The sequence below is a fragment of the Acinetobacter sp. YH12069 genome (assembly GCF_013419675.1).
In the GTDB taxonomy this organism is placed as follows: domain Bacteria; phylum Pseudomonadota; class Gammaproteobacteria; order Pseudomonadales; family Moraxellaceae; genus Acinetobacter; species Acinetobacter amyesii.
The window spans coordinates 47,758-63,348 of sequence record NZ_VOZS01000016.1; the positions used below are offsets into that span (position 1 = coordinate 47,758).

Sequence of the window (15,591 nt, forward strand, 5' to 3'; positions counted from 1 at the left end):
TGTTCATGATCAATACGCTTCCTCTGCTGAATTACATTAAAAGTAACCACGACATTCAGGCGATTAACCAATGGCGCTCAGATGTTGAAAATCAGCTACAGGAATGCTTTGAAAATGGACAGTCGATTCGTGATGTGATTTTGGCGCGATCGAATCTAATCGATGAAGCTTTAAAGTTCTTATGGACACATGCTGAACTCGACCAAACCGATCTCGGTTTGTTTGCTGTAGGTGGCTATGGTCGCCGTGAAATGCTGCCATACTCCGACGTCGATATCATGATTTTGTCTGAGGATGAAATCAGCCCAGAACAAGAAAAACTCATCTCCAGCTTTATTTCAACACTTTGGGATGTTGGTAATTTCAAACCGGGCATCAGTGTACGTACTATTAACGATTGTGTTGCTCAAGCCACCAATGATTTAACCGTGGCAACAGCGCTGATCGAAGCACGTTTGATTGTGGGCAATGAACACCTAGCCAAATGGCCACGCCGTATCGTGTCACAGACATGGACGGATAAAACCTTCTATGATGCCAAAATGCAAGAGCAAGCCAAACGCTATGCTCAACATAACAATACCGAAAGCAACTTAGAACCCGATATTAAAAATGCGCCCGGTGGTATCCGCGACATCAACCAAATCGGTTGGATTGCAAAGCGTCATTTCCGTGTCAATCGCATCTATGACCTTGTACATCTAGGTTTTATTTCAGAGTTTGAACTTGGCGTTCTTGAAGAAACAGAAAGCTTTCTTTGGGAAATCCGTCATCATTTACATCGCTTAACCAAGCGCGACGAAAACCGCTTACTGTTTGATTATCAACGTGACATTGCCGCTAAATTTGGCTATCAGCGTGAAGAAGGCAAATCACCGAATTATCCAATCGAACAGTTCATGAAACGTTACTACCGTAGCGCTCAGCAAGTGACGACTTTAAATGAAATGCTCTTGGCTTATTTCAATGAATCGGTCATCACACCGCGCTTGCCTGACTATGAACGTAAGATTGAAGAAATCAATGCCAACTTCAAATTAGTTGATGGCAAATTGGCGGTGCAGCATCATAAAATTTTCTCTGAAAATCCAAGTGCTATTTTAGAAATTTTCTACCTCTTGGCGAATCGTCCGGAAATTGAAGGCATTCGTGCCCGAACTTTACGTCTATTGTCTCTTGCGGCAAAACGTATTGATCAAAACTTCCGTAACAATCCCGCACATCAAGCCTTATTTATGGCGATCATTCGCTCACCCTACCGTTTATATGACACCATGGTGGCGATGAAACGTTATGGTGTGCTCGGCAACTATATTCCTGCCTTTGGGCAAATCATGGGACTCATGCAATACGACTTGTTCCATATTTATACTGTCGATGCCCACACCCTATTACTACTACGTAATTTAAACCGTTTTAAAGAGCCTGAATTTGCTAAGGACTTCCCTGTCGTTAGCTCCGTATTCCAACGACTGGCGCGCCGTGACATTGTTTATTTAGCGGCAATTTTCCATGATATCGCCAAAGGTCGTGGTGGTGACCACAGTGAACTTGGTGCAGCGGATGCAATTGCTTTTTGCCGTACCCATGGGTTTACTGAACGTGAATGCAACCTTGTCGCATGGTTGATTCAAAACCATCTATTGATGTCCGTTACTTCTCAGAAAAAAGATATTTCCGATCCAGATGTAGTGAAAGAATTTGCTGAGAAAATGGGCGATATGGAACATCTCGACTATCTTTACACATTGACAGTTGCTGATATCAATGCAACTAATCCGACGCTTTGGAATACATGGCGTGCATCCCTCATGCGCCAACTGTATACACAAGCGCGTGATGTGATTCGTTCAGGTTTGGGTCGTCCAGTAGACTATCCAATGCTGATTGAAGATACCAAATTTGCGGCCAGTGAACTGTTAGTCAACGATTTTGCGCTCTACGATGTAGAAACTGTTTGGCAAGAACTCGGTGATGAATATTTCCTGAAAGAATCTGCCGATGAAATCGCATGGCATACGCGCGCCATTTTAAAACATGGCAATAATGCAGAACCATTGGTGATGATGCGAGCACATCGCAAATTTGCACAAGATGCGGTACAGATCTTTATTTACACTCAAGATCAACCTAACTTGTTTGCGACTACAGTGGCTATTTTGGACAGAATGAATCTAGATGTTCAGGATGCTCGAATTATCACTGCATCCACTGCATTTAGTTTGGACACTTATGTTGTACTTGACCGTTTTGGCACCTTATTAACAGATCCTGAACGTGAGCAAACTGTTATTGAAGCGCTCAAAAAAGCCTTGAGCCAATCTGACAAGTACCCAGGCCTGATGCAACGTCGTATTCCACGTCAACTGCGTCATTTTGATATTGAAAATACCGTGAGTATTTCTTTTAATGAAGCGCTTCAACAAAATATGGTTGAAATTGCGACACTTGACCATCCGGGCTTACTTGCTAAAGTCGGTGGTTTATTTATGATGCAAGGCCTAGATATTCACTCTGCGAAAATTGCGACGCTCGGTGAACGTGCTGAAGATATTTTCTATGTCACTAAAAAAGATGGCTCACCTATGAGCGATTCAGAAGCAGAAACGTTTGCTGCACAATTAAAGTCAGCACTCGATGAAGCTTCGAATCAGGTTTGTAGTCATCATTAACTTAAATTGATCGGTATCCATTCCATGAACTCCAGTTTGTCATTATTGCACCCTTATCCATTTGAAAAGCTAAATAAGCTATTTCAGGATGTGAAACCCGCAGAGTTGCCTTTGATTCCCCTATCGATTGGTGAGCCAAAGCATCCTGCACCGGAGTTTGTGAAACAGGCTATTATTGATAATTTTCAACACTTATCAACTTACCCAAACAGCAAGGGTTTACCTGAGCTTCGCACAAGTATTGCAAATTGGTTAACCCGTCGCTTTAAACTCAATAGCATCAGTGCAGACACCAACGTCCTGCCTGTATCAGGTACACGTGAAGCGATCTTCTCGTTTGTACAAGCTTTGGTTAAACGTGAAGATGCCCCTTATGTCGTGATGCCAAATCCGTTCTACCAAATCTATGAAGGCGCAACTTTACTTGCGGGTGCAGAGCCTTACTTCATCAACTGTACAGAAGAAAATAACTACCTTGGCGACTTTGACGCTGTACCAGCTGAAGTTTGGGAAAAAACCGCTTTACTGTTTGTCTGCACACCGGGTAATCCTACAGGTGCGGTACTTTCTAAAGAACAGTTTAAAAAACTGATTGCTCTGTCTGACCAATATAATTTTGTGATTGCATCTGATGAATGCTACTCAGAGCTTTGGTTTGATGAAGCACCTGTTGGTCTGCTTGAAGTCTGTGCTGAAATGGGCCGTGATGATTATAAGAACTGCGTGGTATTCCACTCACTGTCTAAGCGTTCTAACTTACCGGGTATGCGTTCTGGCTTTGTTGCAGGTGATGCTGCGCTTTTAAAACCTTATTTACAATACCGTACTTATCATGGCGCTGCGATGCCTGTTCAACACCAGTTAGCTTCAATTGCAGCTTGGGATGACGAAGCACACGTCGAAGAAAACCGCGTCCAGTACCGTGCAAAATTTGAATTATTCCAACGCGAACTGGGTCACCTACTACCATTACAAAAACCTGATGCAGGGTTCTACTACTGGTTAAAAGTGGATAATGATGAAAGCTTTGCCAAAATGCTCATGGAAAAAGCACACGTTAAAGTGCTTCCAGGCCGTTATTTATCGCGTGATACGGCACAAGGTAATCCGGGTGAAAACCATGTCCGGTTAGCCCTTGTTGCTGATATTGCCCAATGTGAAGAAGTCATTCGTCGCTTAAAAGCAGTACTTTAATTGATTTAAAGCGTTTTGCTTAAAACAAAAAATGCCCCAGATTTGGGGCATTTTTATTTGAGTCATTTCTTAACCATCATTCAGAGAAAATCATTTAAGGGTATTCACTTAGAAACAATTATTAAGAAATCATTGAAAAATATTAGAAATCAAATGTAGCACTCAATTTAAATGTTCGAGGTTCGCTTAGTGACAAATATGTATAGTCGTTCACCGATGCTGAAGCCCAATAGTCTTTATCTAAAACATTAGTCACACTAAAATTCAAACTGGTGGGTACATTCTTGATTTGCGTTTTATAGTTTGCACCCAAATCTACACGTGTCCAATCTTTAAGTTTCAATGTGTTGGCATTGTTTGCATAAGTTGAACCCGTATATACAACGCGCCCATTTACACTAACATCTTGTTCAATCGGTAGTTTCCAATCCGCTTCGACATTGGCTTGGAACTCCGGCACACCGATCACACGATGTCCATCAAATAAACCTTGGTATGTGTCTTTTTGTTCGGTATCAATCCAAGTTACGCCGCCCAATATTTTGATTGAATCTGTTAATTGACCATAGGCATTAAATTCAAGCCCTTGGTGAATATTCGTCGCTTGACTGATTTGTGCTGTCCCTGAGCTATTCACTGAGGCTTTTTGGCGATCTGTATAGAAATAATTCAATGTTCCGCCAATCAAGCCATTTTCATATTTCACGCCCAGTTCTTTTTGTTTCGAGACAAATGGATCGGCAATAAAGTTATTACCTTCACTATCCAAAATCGCTTCGCCTTGAACCAAAGCTTCGATGTAATTGGCATACATAGACCATTCAGGCGTTAATTTATAACTCACGCCCAATGCCGGAGTAAGCTGATTTTTATTAATATTGTATTTATAGGTTCCGTAAGAATATACGTCTTGATCAACTTCCTGATAACGCGCACCAAGCATGAGGGTCAAACGATCATCTAACATCGAAATATTGTCGCCCAAGGCAAAACTTTTCAAGGTACTGACACCCGCTTTCGGATAAGTCCCTTCTACCCCCAACCATTTATCAATGTTTGAATCTTCGGTGTAAATCGGATCATAAAAATTATCATTCAAACTGGTGGCATAACCATAGCTATAGCGTTTATCTGCACGATATAAAGAACCAGAAGCGACCACTTGATGTTTTAAAGCACCTGTTTCAAATTGAGTTTTCACACCCAGTTCTGCTGAGTGATTACGATCTTTACGTGGAATCATCGATGCAGAAAGTTTTGCCGTTCCTGCTGCAGTATCACTTAATTGTTGACTTGAGTAAACACCGGCTTCTTCTGATTTGCGAAAACCATATGCTGCATAGGCTGTCGTTGCATCGGTTAAGTCATATTCAGCGCGTACACTTCCGAATAAATCTTCTTCGTTTGAATAAGTCCATGCTTGACCATGATAATTAGCATACTGAGCAGCACTCGGAAGCTGTGTAACCGCATTGGTTAAACGTAAACTTGGTCGATTTTCTGAAAGGCGGTTATTGTTATATCCCAAATCACCAGATAGGCGGAGACGCTCTCCTTTGTAGTCCGCAGCAATCAAAGCCAATCCAAGTGTTTTCTTTTCTTGATCAATCTCGGTTCCGCCATCATGGTAAGCGGTATTGACCCGCACCCCAAATTGATCATCTGTCCCAAAGCGACGTGATACATCCGACGCCACATAGGCACCATTGAAGTTTGTACCCACCGTCACACGTGTTAATGGATCATTACTGGCACGTTTCGGAAGTAAGTTAATTGAACCACCAATTCCTGTTCCACCTGGGATTGCACCATTTAAAAATGCCGAAGCGCCTTTAAAGACTTCTACCCGCTCAAACAGTTCTGTTGGAATATATTGGCGTGGCAATATGCCATACAGGCCGTTATATGCAGTATCATCAGATGCCAATGTAAAACCACGAATAAAATAAGCTTCTTGAAAGTTCCCATAACCTTTGGCCGTACGCACACCCGCATCTGCTTGTAGCACATCCCCGACGCTTTTCGCTTGGCGGTCTTGAATATATTGCTGGGTATAACTGGTGATATTAAATGGTGTTTCTAAATTTTTCTGATTACCAAAAATACCCACTTTACCACCTGTGGCGACTTGCCCCCCTGCATAAGGCTTCATTAAACCATTTGCAGAAGCATCCGCACTGACGACCACATTAATGGCTTCTAGCGTTTGAACTTCAGTAGTATCGATATTGGCAGCGGGATGTTCCTTTTCAGCGATTTCATTCGCATAAACATATGTGAACCCTTGTGTAGCACACGCCATCATCACACAGAGCTGCTTCATTTTTAACATTGGGAGAATGATCCTAGAAAATACGCCCACATAATAAATGATAATTATTAGCATTTATTCTTTCATTTCATCTTTTACGATGCTTTTTATTTATTACTTTTTATTTTTTAATTGTAATTTTTTATTAAGCCCAACTTAATGAATTACACCCACCTGCTTGCCGAAGAGCGATTTCATTCATCAAATACACAAGGATTAAGTCATTTAATTTCCACTCATGAAACCAATTTTCAAGCTTCATCTATCAGATGAAAACCCAAACATTGACAGATCATTCGGGGAGCTTAGAACAATGATTAACATATGCCTTCTGCTATAGGCTTATTGAGGTGGATGAATAGCAAATTCATGTTCAACGGTATAACTGAGATTTTTATCGACCATCGGAATGGGTTCAAGTCGCGCAACCAATAGGGATTTTTGTACTTTTTGATCAAAGCTTTTAGAGCCCGAACTTGCAATGAGTTTTGAGCTAACAATATAGCCTGTTGCAGCAATCACGGTGAGCTGTAGTTTGACGGGATGCTTATATGTTTTCATTTCAGACGCAGATAGCACATATTGTGGTGCATTCACCCAAGAGACTTCATACATTTTCGGTTTGACATGTGGATCAATTACATCGGCAACACGCGTAGGTTGGTATTCTTCTACAGGTGTTTTTAATAATTGCAATAATGCATTGACCTGAGCATCTGTCGTGCGGTCTAGATTGATAGCATCAACAGAAGTTTCTGCAGATTCAGAAGCATTCAAATTGCTATCTGCCCAAGCTGTACCCACACATACGGGTAAAAAAACCGTTAAAACACAAATTCGACGTTTAACCATCTGCTTAAACAATGTGATGACCTTCAAATAAAGAGCCGTCAGTATAAAACATCCAAAAAAAAATAAAGACGCTTTCGCGCCTTTATATCAACCTTAGTTTAGCCAATGATTCACATCATTTTGACTGAGCCAAAGCTTTTTCAATATCTTCATTCAAGGTTTCAGGCTTGGTCGTGGGTGCATAGCGGTTCAAGACCTGACCATTTTTCCCAATTAAAAACTTCGTAAAATTCCACTTAATGCCATTTCCCAATACACCTTTCGAGTTATTGGTTAAGTAACGGAAAATCACATGCGCTTCAGGGCCTTTTACATTCACTTTGGCAAACATCGGGAAAGATACGCCATAGTTTTTTTGACAAAACGCGCCAATTTGATCATTCGAACCCGGATCTTGTCCGCCAAATTGGTTGCATGGAAAGCCTAAAACTTCCAAACCTTGATCTTTATATTGTTCGTAAATTTTCTCCAAACCTGCAAATTGCGGAGTAAACCCACATTTGCTGGCTGTATTTACAATTAATAAAACCTTGCCTTCATAATCTGCAAAGGATTTATTACTTCCGTCCAGTAATTCTGCTTCAAACTGGTGAATGGTGGTCATGGATAAGTTTCCTCATCATTTTTTTCTTTTGTTTCTAATTCTAAGGATGCCGAATTAATACAATAACGTAATCCAGTCGGCTGTGGGCCATCAGCAAAAACATGCCCTAAGTGAGCGTCACAATGATGACAAACAATTTCTGTTCTGACCATACCGTGTGTCGTATCTACATTTTCTTCCACCGCAGCAGGTTCAATTGGCTTATAAAAGCTCGGCCAACCACAACCGCTATCGTATTTTGTTTCAGAAGAAAAAAGCGGTTCCCCGCAACAACGACATACATACGTGCCAGCTTGTTTCGTATTCCAATATTTTCCAGTGAAAGCTTGCTCCGTGCCTTTCTGACGCGTTATGCGAAACTCTTCTGGTGACAATTCTCTTTGCCATTCTCTTTCTGTTTTATTGAGTTTTCCCATGATGACGTCCCTTTATATCGTGGTATTTAAAATAGGATAATCCTATATTTACGTCATTCATTCTTAAATTTCTAGTCTTTATTCAACAATTTACAAAATCTATATAATGACCAAAAAAGCAAAAGGTAAGCAAATATAAAATCATGGTAAGCAAAATACCAAATTAAATGCTTTTTTGTGAGCAACTTTAGTGATAATCTTAGCCCTACTCTTGCTCAGGATTAAAAAATGTCGCAGAAAAAGAGCGTAATTTTTAAAAATCTGCTGCCCGTGATCAAACAATATCAACAGGCAGGGTTTACGCATGAAAAAATAGTTGTTTTACTCAGAGACGAACATCATCTCGATTTAGTAACGACCGAGACATTTAAAAGCTATTTATACCGTTATGCAAAAGTGACCTCCACTCTTTCCGAGAATATAAAAATGCCGAATACGTTTAACACCCCACGCGAAATTAAGAAATCGTCTAAGCTCGAGCATGTTTGCTACGACATTCGCGGACCAGTGTTACGAGCGGCCAATGAGATGGAAGAGGCAGGCCATAAAATTATTAAATTAAATATTGGTAACCCTGCTCCTTTTGGTTTTGAAGCGCCTCAAGAAATTATTAATGACGTGGCACTCAACCTGCCAAATGCAATTGGTTATACCGACTCAAAAGGCATCTTCCCTGCGCGTAAAGCGATTTGTCAGTATTATCAACAAAAAGGTATCTTAAACATGCACGTCAATGACGTGTATGTTGGTAATGGCGTATCTGAACTGATCGTGATGGCGATGCAAGGTTTGCTCGACGATGGCGACGAAATGCTGGTACCTATGCCAGATTATCCGCTGTGGACAGCAGCAGTTAACCTTTCTGGCGGTACAGCTATTCACTATAAATGTGATGAAGAAAATTTCTGGTATCCAGATATTGCCGACATGGAAAGTAAAATCACCCCAAATACCCGCGGTATCGTGGTGATTAACCCGAACAACCCAACAGGTGCAGTTTACCCACGTCATGTGCTCGAGCAAATTGTGACTCTTGCGAAGAAATACGATTTAATTTTATTTGCTGATGAAATTTACGACAAGATCGTTTATGACGGCATTGAGCATGTCTCTGTTGCATCTTTAGCAGGCGATCAGCTATGTATTTCATTCAATGGCTTATCTAAAGCGTATCGAATTGCAGGTTACCGTTCAGGCTGGATGGCAATTACAGGCGATAAATCACGTGCGCTAGACTACATTGAAGGTTTAGACATGTTGGCTTCAATGCGTCTATGTGCCAACCACCAAGCGCAATATGCGATTCAAACAGCTTTAGGCGGTTATCAATCGATTAATGATTTAATCCGTCCGGGCGGCCGTTTATATGAACAACGGAACATTGCTTGGGAAATGTTGAATGATATTCCGGGTGTGTCTTGTGTGAAACCAGAGGGTGCTATGTACTGCTTCCCTAAACTGGATCCTGAAATTTACCCAATTCAAGACGATGAGAAATTCATGTTGGATTTCCTCCGTGCTGAAAAAGTACTTTTGGTTCAAGGTACGGGCTTTAACTGGCCAACACCAGATCACTTCCGTGTGGTGTTCTTGCCTGCTGAAAATGAACTACGTGAAGCACTGACTCGTTTAGGTCGTTTCTTGGCGAAAATGCGTTAATTCATAAGTGCTTTAAAAATAAAAAAACCGTACGTGCTGTACGGTTTTTTTATTACTGTATGCTTAAATTTGATTTCTATACTGTACTCACACCGTAGCTATCTTTTTGAATAGTTAAGTTTTTAATAATTTATTTTGAGCTTAGACCTTAGTCAAAACTTTAAGATCTGTTGATTTTTCTACAGCATATTCATGTTATTTTTTAACCAATCATAAAAACACATGAGTACAGGATGTTCTCAAACAAAATTAAACTGAGCCTATTTCTCTGTCTAAGCATGTGCCTCGGCATAGGGATCTTACGTTTTTCCTATACCGCACTACTCCCTTCAACCCGCGAAGCATTTGGTTGGAGCCTAAGTTTTGCCAGCATCTTAGGTAGTGCCAATTTGCTCGGCTACTTAATCGGCGCATTTTGGGCCATGAAATTACCCCAAAATAAAAGCATGGTGAGCTACATCCAACTCGCGGCTATTGCAGGGACACTCAGTTTACTCAGTTGTGCATTTTCAGGTTTTTCAGAAATTTGGTACAGCACTTGGCGCGTAATTTCAGGGATCAGTGGCGGCTTACTAATGATCCTCTCCCCAAGTGTCGTGGCCCAATGTTCACAGCTTCAAGACCGCTTTAAAATCAACTTTATTGGTTTTAGCGGTATTGGCTTGGGGGTCTTAATGGCAACGCTATTTTTGCCTTACATCCAAGATATTTCCACAATGTGGGCTTGGTTGATTTTGTTTTCTTTTTCAGCCCTGATTTGTATGTTACTCAGCGTGCTTTTAAAGGGTTTTAAATCACAGCTTACAACACTCACTGCAATTTCAGCTGCAGAACATAAAGTCGATGGAATTTTCTATTGTCTCTTAATTGTGTATAGCACCAGTGCATTTGCTTACGTGCCCCATTCATTATTTTGGATTGACTATTTAACTCACACCCTACACCTCAGCCCGATCGGGATCAATTTCAATTGGATTTTATATGGTCTAGGAAGTGCTTTAGGAGCCTTTGCTGCTTACTGCTTAGCACAAAAACTGGGAAATATTAGTGCTCTTAAAATTTTATATAGCAGCTATGTCTTCGCGATTTTTATAGCGATTATTAATATCCATCCACTTTTTACTTTTTTATCTTCTTTTGCGACAGGCTTGCTCAATCCAGCAGTGGTTTTTCTCACCTCTTATACCATTTTGCAAATCTATGGTAGCGCCTATAAAAAGCTCTGGAGTATTGCAACCCTGTGCTTTGCATCTATTCAATTGATCGGTGGTTTAAGCTTTAGTTTTTTACAGCGAATTGGTATTGATTATTCACAGCAATTTATTTTGGCCGCATGCGTACTCGGCATTGGAACAATGCAACTCTTTTGGTTCACTCGCACAGCAAAATTGAGCAAAAATCCCGTCTAGGTAGATCACAAGACATTCAACTGCATCACCATTCACACATACAAAAGTCATGCATACAAAGAAAAGACCTATATAAATAGGTCTTTTCATTTTGATAAAGAGTGAATGGGCTAAGCTTTTTTCAGCTTTTTCTTTAATTTTTTCAGAGCAGAATTATGCTTTGAAATTTTGTTCAACCTCGCTTTAATTTCCTTTTTAAGTGATTTGGTTTTCTTAGACAAATTCATCTCCTTCTCGTCTACGTATAAAACTTAAATTTAGTTCAATTAGAAAATCGTTTGACCAAATGAACTTTGACTCACAAAGTCTTTAGCCTATTAATGATGTTGTTGACGCTGATTTCGTTGATGTGGCTGTTGTTTCTGTTTCTTCTGGTCTTGTTGCTGTTGCTGTTGCTGTTGCTGTTGCTGTTGCTGATCATTTTTCTGCTGTTGTTGATCAGATTGTTGGTTTTGTTGATGCTGTTTACGAGACATTTCATTTCTCCTTTTTCATCACAAATATCGCAATGTACTGCTGCTAGGTGTACTTCTACTAAAGGACAACAACCAATGTACCGCTAATTTTCAAGGAACCAAGCCGATAAATGTTTCGAATTACGTCATTGTAAAATTTCTGGAGAATAATTAATTTGAAATCAATCCCCCTCTATTTTCTGCATTACCTAAGTTCACTCGAATAGTGTGGTTTTAAACTTTTGGTAACATGACAAGCATGCCAAACCATCTGATTGATTGCGTGAAGTCATCTTTTTATCTCGTATTTTTAAATGGCCTTGAGTAACCCTTTTTCTGTGTGTTTAATTAATTCCCATAAAAAAGGACTGAATCATTCAGTCTTTTTTACCTAGCCTTTTTATACATCTAGCTTTTTTACACCTAGATTAGCAAATAAACTTAGTCCATATGCTCAATGATGGCTTGTCCAAACTCCGAACAACGTAATAGTTTTGCACCTTGCATGAGTCGTTCAAAATCATAGGTCACCGTTTTGGCTTCAATGGCACCTGCGATCCCTTTAATAATTAGATCTGCCGCTTCAGTCCAGCCCATATTTCGCAGCATCATTTCTGCAGACAGAATAATAGACCCAGGGTTTACTTTGTCTTGACCCGCATATTTAGGTGCAGTGCCATGTGTCGCTTCATAAACTTGTACCGCGCCACCAATATTGGCACCCGGTGCAATACCAATGCCGCCAACTTCAGCCGCCAAAGCATCTGAAATATAGTCACCGTTTAAATTTAGGGTAGCAATGACTGAATAATCGGTCGGACGCATGAGAATCTGCTGTAAAAAAGCGTCCGCGATCGCATCTTTAATCACGATTTCTTTGCCCGTTTTTGGATTTTTTATTTTGACCCAAGGACCACCATCTAGCAATTCACCACCAAAGCGCTCAAGTGCGACTTCATAACCCCACTCTTTAAACGCCCCTTCGGTATATTTCATGATATTACCTTTGTGCACCAAAGTGACATTCGGCTTATCATTATCAATGGCGAATTGAATAGCTTTACGTACCAAACGCTGAGAACCTTCTTTAGATACAGGCTTAATCCCGATACCGCAATTTTCCTCAAAGCGAATCTTAGTGACGCCCATTTCCTCTTTAAGAAATTTGATCATTTTCTTGGCTTCAGGCGAATCTGCTTTCCATTCGATCCCTGCGTAAATATCTTCTGAGTTCTCTCGGAAGATCACCATGTCTGTACGTTCAGGATGCTGAACAGGTGAAGGAACGCCCTTAAACCAACGTACTGGGCGCACACAGACGTAGAGATCTAATTCTTGACGTAGTGCAACATTTAGCGAACGAATGCCACCACCGACAGGCGTCGTTAACGGCCCTTTAATTGAAACCACAAATTCGCGTAAAGCCTCAAAGGTTTCTTCGGGCATATAGGTGCCATAAATTTTATTGGCTTTTTCACCACAATAGACTTCCATCCATTCTATGGCACGTTTTCCACCATAAGCTTTTTGTACTGCGGCATTCACCACGGTTTTCATCACGGGCGTGATATCAACACCTATACCATCGCCTTCAATAAACGGAATAATTGGATTATTGGGAACATTGAATGATAAGTCTGAATTTACTGTAATTTTTGTCCCATCCACTGGAACGACGATCTTCTGATAACCCATTTTTATGATCCTCCCTGAGAAGCGAGTGAAAAAATAATTGCTGTTTGATAAGACTTTTAATTGCGCTTCACGCATAATACTCTAAAGCAAATCTACCTTTTTTGAGATTTAGATGGGAAATAGCTGCATTTCCCTATTGAATAAATCTTAACCAATTTGAATTATTGTATTTAATAGAAGTTATTTCCTATGAAAATCGTCATCTTAAACAATTCTGATAATAATAATTCGTTATAATCCTATATAGTTCGCCACGTCTGCTATTAACCTTTAAATTAGAATAATTAAAGTTCGCTACAGTTCGATAAATTCCATTTTAATTCGCATCAAAAACGGGTATCTTGACGGGTAACATTAAAATTACCCGTGTTACCCGTCATGCTTTCAGATGCAAAAGTAAAAACACTTAAACCTAAGGATAAGTCTTATCGCATTTTAGATGCTGAGCGGCTTTATATAGAGGTTCGCCCTACTGGTACGAAGATATGGCGCTTCAAATACACATTGAATGGCAAAGAAGGAACTATTAGTTTTGGTGAATATCCTTCTGTAACGCTTCAAGATGCCCGAAAACTAAAAGATGATGCACGTGCAAAATTAGCTAAAGGATTAAATCCATCACAAGAAAAGAAGAAAGAAAAATTAGAAAAACGAATTAAAGCCAGCAATACATTCAAGGCCATAGCCGAAGAATATGCAACTGAGCAAATGAAACACAAATCCCCTGATTATGTTGAGCGATTCAAAAATTGCATGCAGATGGATGTATATAAAGAAATTGGCTCACTACCAATTAAGGACATTACATCTGCTCACATATTATCTGTGATGAAAAACACCATAAGTCGCATTAGTGCATCCCCTAAATTTGGAACAGGTGAAGCAGCAGCAAATTTAAATCGTAGATTTATCGGCCTAGTCATGCGTTATGCAATTATCACATCTCGATTGGATAATGATCCTACATACGCATTACGTAGTGTGGTATCCCAACCGGCTGTCGAACATGCGAGAGCGCTCGATCCACAAGAAAAAAAAGAACTACGTAAAAAAATTGATAGCTATAACGGCTCCACAGTTGTCAGAAATGCTGGCTTAGCAATGCTCTACTCAATGTTAAGGACTGTTGAGATTAGGAAGTTAGAATGGTCATACATTGATTTTGAATCAAAGACTATTACGCTCCCGCGATCATCAAGACAAACGCAACAAGATCGTGTTATGAAGAAAAATAGAACCCATATCGTCCCTATCTCAACGCAACTTTTTGATTTGTTACAGCAGCAATACGCACTATCAGGTGATCAAATTTATGTTTTCCCTTCACCTCAACGGCGCAATAATATGTTGTCTAGGACTACATTAAATAGAATGCTTGAATACATGGGGATGTCAGCAGTTACTGCACATGATTTTCGTGCAACTGCTTCAACAGCTTTATACGAAAAGGGTTATAAAGAAGACTGGATTGAACTCCAGTTGGCCCATGTAAGCGGCAATAGAACTAAAGCTTCATATAATCACGCCAAACATCTAAATGAGCGTAGAAAAATGATGCAAGATTGGGCTGATATGGTTGATAGTTGGTGAGGTGAATCTATGATTGTTGTGAAGAAAAATAAAAAGTATCTCTCTTATGTAAAACAAGAGGAGGATTTGGGGTATTGGGAATTATCAGAGGTGAATTTTATAGATCAATCTGGTTGGTGTTGGACCAGTGATTATGAGAAAGCAAAATATTTTATGAGCGTTCGGGATGCTGATATTTTTCTAGCTAAGAAGAAGGGTGGGTTTTGGGAAGGTGTGGAGATAGTTAGTGAGTGATATTCAAAATCAAATTATAAATATTATTGCGATTACAATGGCTATGTGCTTTTTTTGTTTTGCTTCATCTTGGATATTGTTTGAATTAAAGGGCTCACCAAACTCACTAAAAGACACTTGGACTATTGTTTCCTCTTTATTTAGTGGTGGCGCTGCTCTTATTGCAGCTTATATTGCGTCTTTATTATTTAATGATTGGAAAGAGCAGCACAATAAATCTATTTTATCAAACGAAGCTAAAATAATTTTTAGAAAAATTAGTGAATCCTATTTATTATTAGCCACTTACAATAAATCCTTAGATAGAATGTTAGGTAACTCTGTTGCCTTTTCTATTAATGATATTCACAACTCTATGGGGCCAGAGGTGGTTCCACTTGTTTGAACAACTAAAAGCGTATTTATAAGTGATATTCCGCTCTAGTTAAGCCACCTTGTTTTGTTGGGGTAGCTGATCATAGTAAAACTCATTTGGTGTCATTTTGTCTAGACTCGAATGA

13 protein-coding genes are annotated in these 15,591 nt (G+C 39.9%); 7 read left to right on the forward strand and 6 right to left on the reverse strand.

What is annotated here, in order from left to right:
- The first annotated feature begins 5 nt into the window (after positions 1-5).
- Both glnD and dapC read left to right on the forward strand, forming a co-directional pair.
- Positions 6-2,672, forward strand: coding sequence for a [protein-PII] uridylyltransferase (gene glnD / locus FTU16_RS12400; protein ID WP_180163374.1), 2,667 nt, complete (start codon positions 6-8; stop codon positions 2,670-2,672).
- A gap of 24 nt (positions 2,673-2,696) precedes the next feature.
- Positions 2,697-3,866, forward strand: a complete 1,170-nt coding sequence (dapC, locus tag FTU16_RS12405) for a succinyldiaminopimelate transaminase (protein WP_180108759.1) — start codon at positions 2,697-2,699, stop codon at positions 3,864-3,866.
- Between the two features lie 142 nt (positions 3,867-4,008).
- On the opposite strand, the gene FTU16_RS12410 is transcribed toward dapC, so the two are convergent.
- The 4 genes from FTU16_RS12410 to msrB form a co-directional block, all read right to left on the reverse strand.
- Positions 4,009-6,198, reverse strand: coding sequence for a TonB-dependent siderophore receptor (locus tag FTU16_RS12410; RefSeq protein WP_180163375.1), 2,190 nt, complete (start codon positions 6,196-6,198; stop codon positions 4,009-4,011).
- 321 nt (positions 6,199-6,519) lie between these two features.
- Positions 6,520-7,029 carry a TonB C-terminal domain-containing protein gene (locus FTU16_RS12415; RefSeq protein WP_180116578.1) on the reverse strand — a complete coding sequence of 170 codons (510 nt, stop codon included), beginning with the start codon at positions 7,027-7,029 and terminating at the stop codon, positions 6,520-6,522.
- Between the two features lie 115 nt (positions 7,030-7,144).
- A complete protein-coding gene (locus FTU16_RS12420) occupies positions 7,145-7,633 on the reverse strand; it encodes a glutathione peroxidase (protein WP_078189057.1) in 489 nt (162 codons plus the stop codon).
- The gene (gene msrB, locus FTU16_RS12425; RefSeq protein WP_078189058.1) at positions 7,630-8,049 is read right to left on the reverse strand and encodes a peptide-methionine (R)-S-oxide reductase MsrB; all 420 of its coding nucleotides are present in this window, start codon (positions 8,047-8,049) and stop codon (positions 7,630-7,632) included. Before msrB ends, FTU16_RS12420 begins: the two co-directional genes overlap by 4 nt.
- 228 nt (positions 8,050-8,277) lie before the next feature.
- Between msrB and FTU16_RS12430 the strand changes: the two genes are divergently transcribed.
- Positions 8,278-9,708, forward strand: coding sequence for a pyridoxal phosphate-dependent aminotransferase (locus FTU16_RS12430; protein WP_180163376.1), 1,431 nt, complete (start codon positions 8,278-8,280; stop codon positions 9,706-9,708).
- 233 nt (positions 9,709-9,941) lie between these two features.
- The gene (locus tag FTU16_RS12435) at positions 9,942-11,117 is read left to right on the forward strand and encodes a YbfB/YjiJ family MFS transporter (protein ID WP_180163377.1); all 1,176 of its coding nucleotides are present in this window, start codon (positions 9,942-9,944) and stop codon (positions 11,115-11,117) included.
- Positions 11,118-11,434: 317 nt separating this feature from the next.
- On the opposite strand, the gene FTU16_RS12440 is transcribed toward FTU16_RS12435, so the two are convergent.
- Both FTU16_RS12440 and icd read right to left on the reverse strand, forming a co-directional pair.
- Positions 11,435-11,593 (reverse strand): hypothetical protein, encoded by a 159-nt coding sequence (locus tag FTU16_RS12440; protein WP_180163378.1) that lies wholly within the window; start codon positions 11,591-11,593, stop codon positions 11,435-11,437.
- Between the two features lie 420 nt (positions 11,594-12,013).
- Positions 12,014-13,267 carry an NADP-dependent isocitrate dehydrogenase gene (gene icd, locus FTU16_RS12445; protein ID WP_180004095.1) on the reverse strand — a complete coding sequence of 418 codons (1,254 nt, stop codon included), beginning with the start codon at positions 13,265-13,267 and terminating at the stop codon, positions 12,014-12,016.
- 378 nt (positions 13,268-13,645) lie between these two features.
- On the opposite strand from icd, the gene FTU16_RS12450 reads away from it, so the two are divergent.
- From FTU16_RS12450 to FTU16_RS12460, 3 genes are read left to right on the forward strand one after another with little or no spacing between them, the layout of a single operon-like run.
- Positions 13,646-14,857 carry an integrase arm-type DNA-binding domain-containing protein gene (locus FTU16_RS12450; RefSeq protein WP_180163379.1) on the forward strand — a complete coding sequence of 404 codons (1,212 nt, stop codon included), beginning with the start codon at positions 13,646-13,648 and terminating at the stop codon, positions 14,855-14,857.
- A 9-nt stretch (positions 14,858-14,866) separates the two neighbouring features.
- Positions 14,867-15,091 (forward strand): hypothetical protein, encoded by a 225-nt coding sequence (locus tag FTU16_RS12455; RefSeq protein WP_180163380.1) that lies wholly within the window; start codon positions 14,867-14,869, stop codon positions 15,089-15,091.
- A complete protein-coding gene (locus FTU16_RS12460) occupies positions 15,084-15,476 on the forward strand; it encodes a hypothetical protein (RefSeq protein ID WP_180163381.1) in 393 nt (130 codons plus the stop codon). The genes FTU16_RS12455 and FTU16_RS12460 overlap by 8 nt, the downstream gene beginning before the upstream one ends.
- Positions 15,477-15,591: the final 115 nt, after the last annotated feature.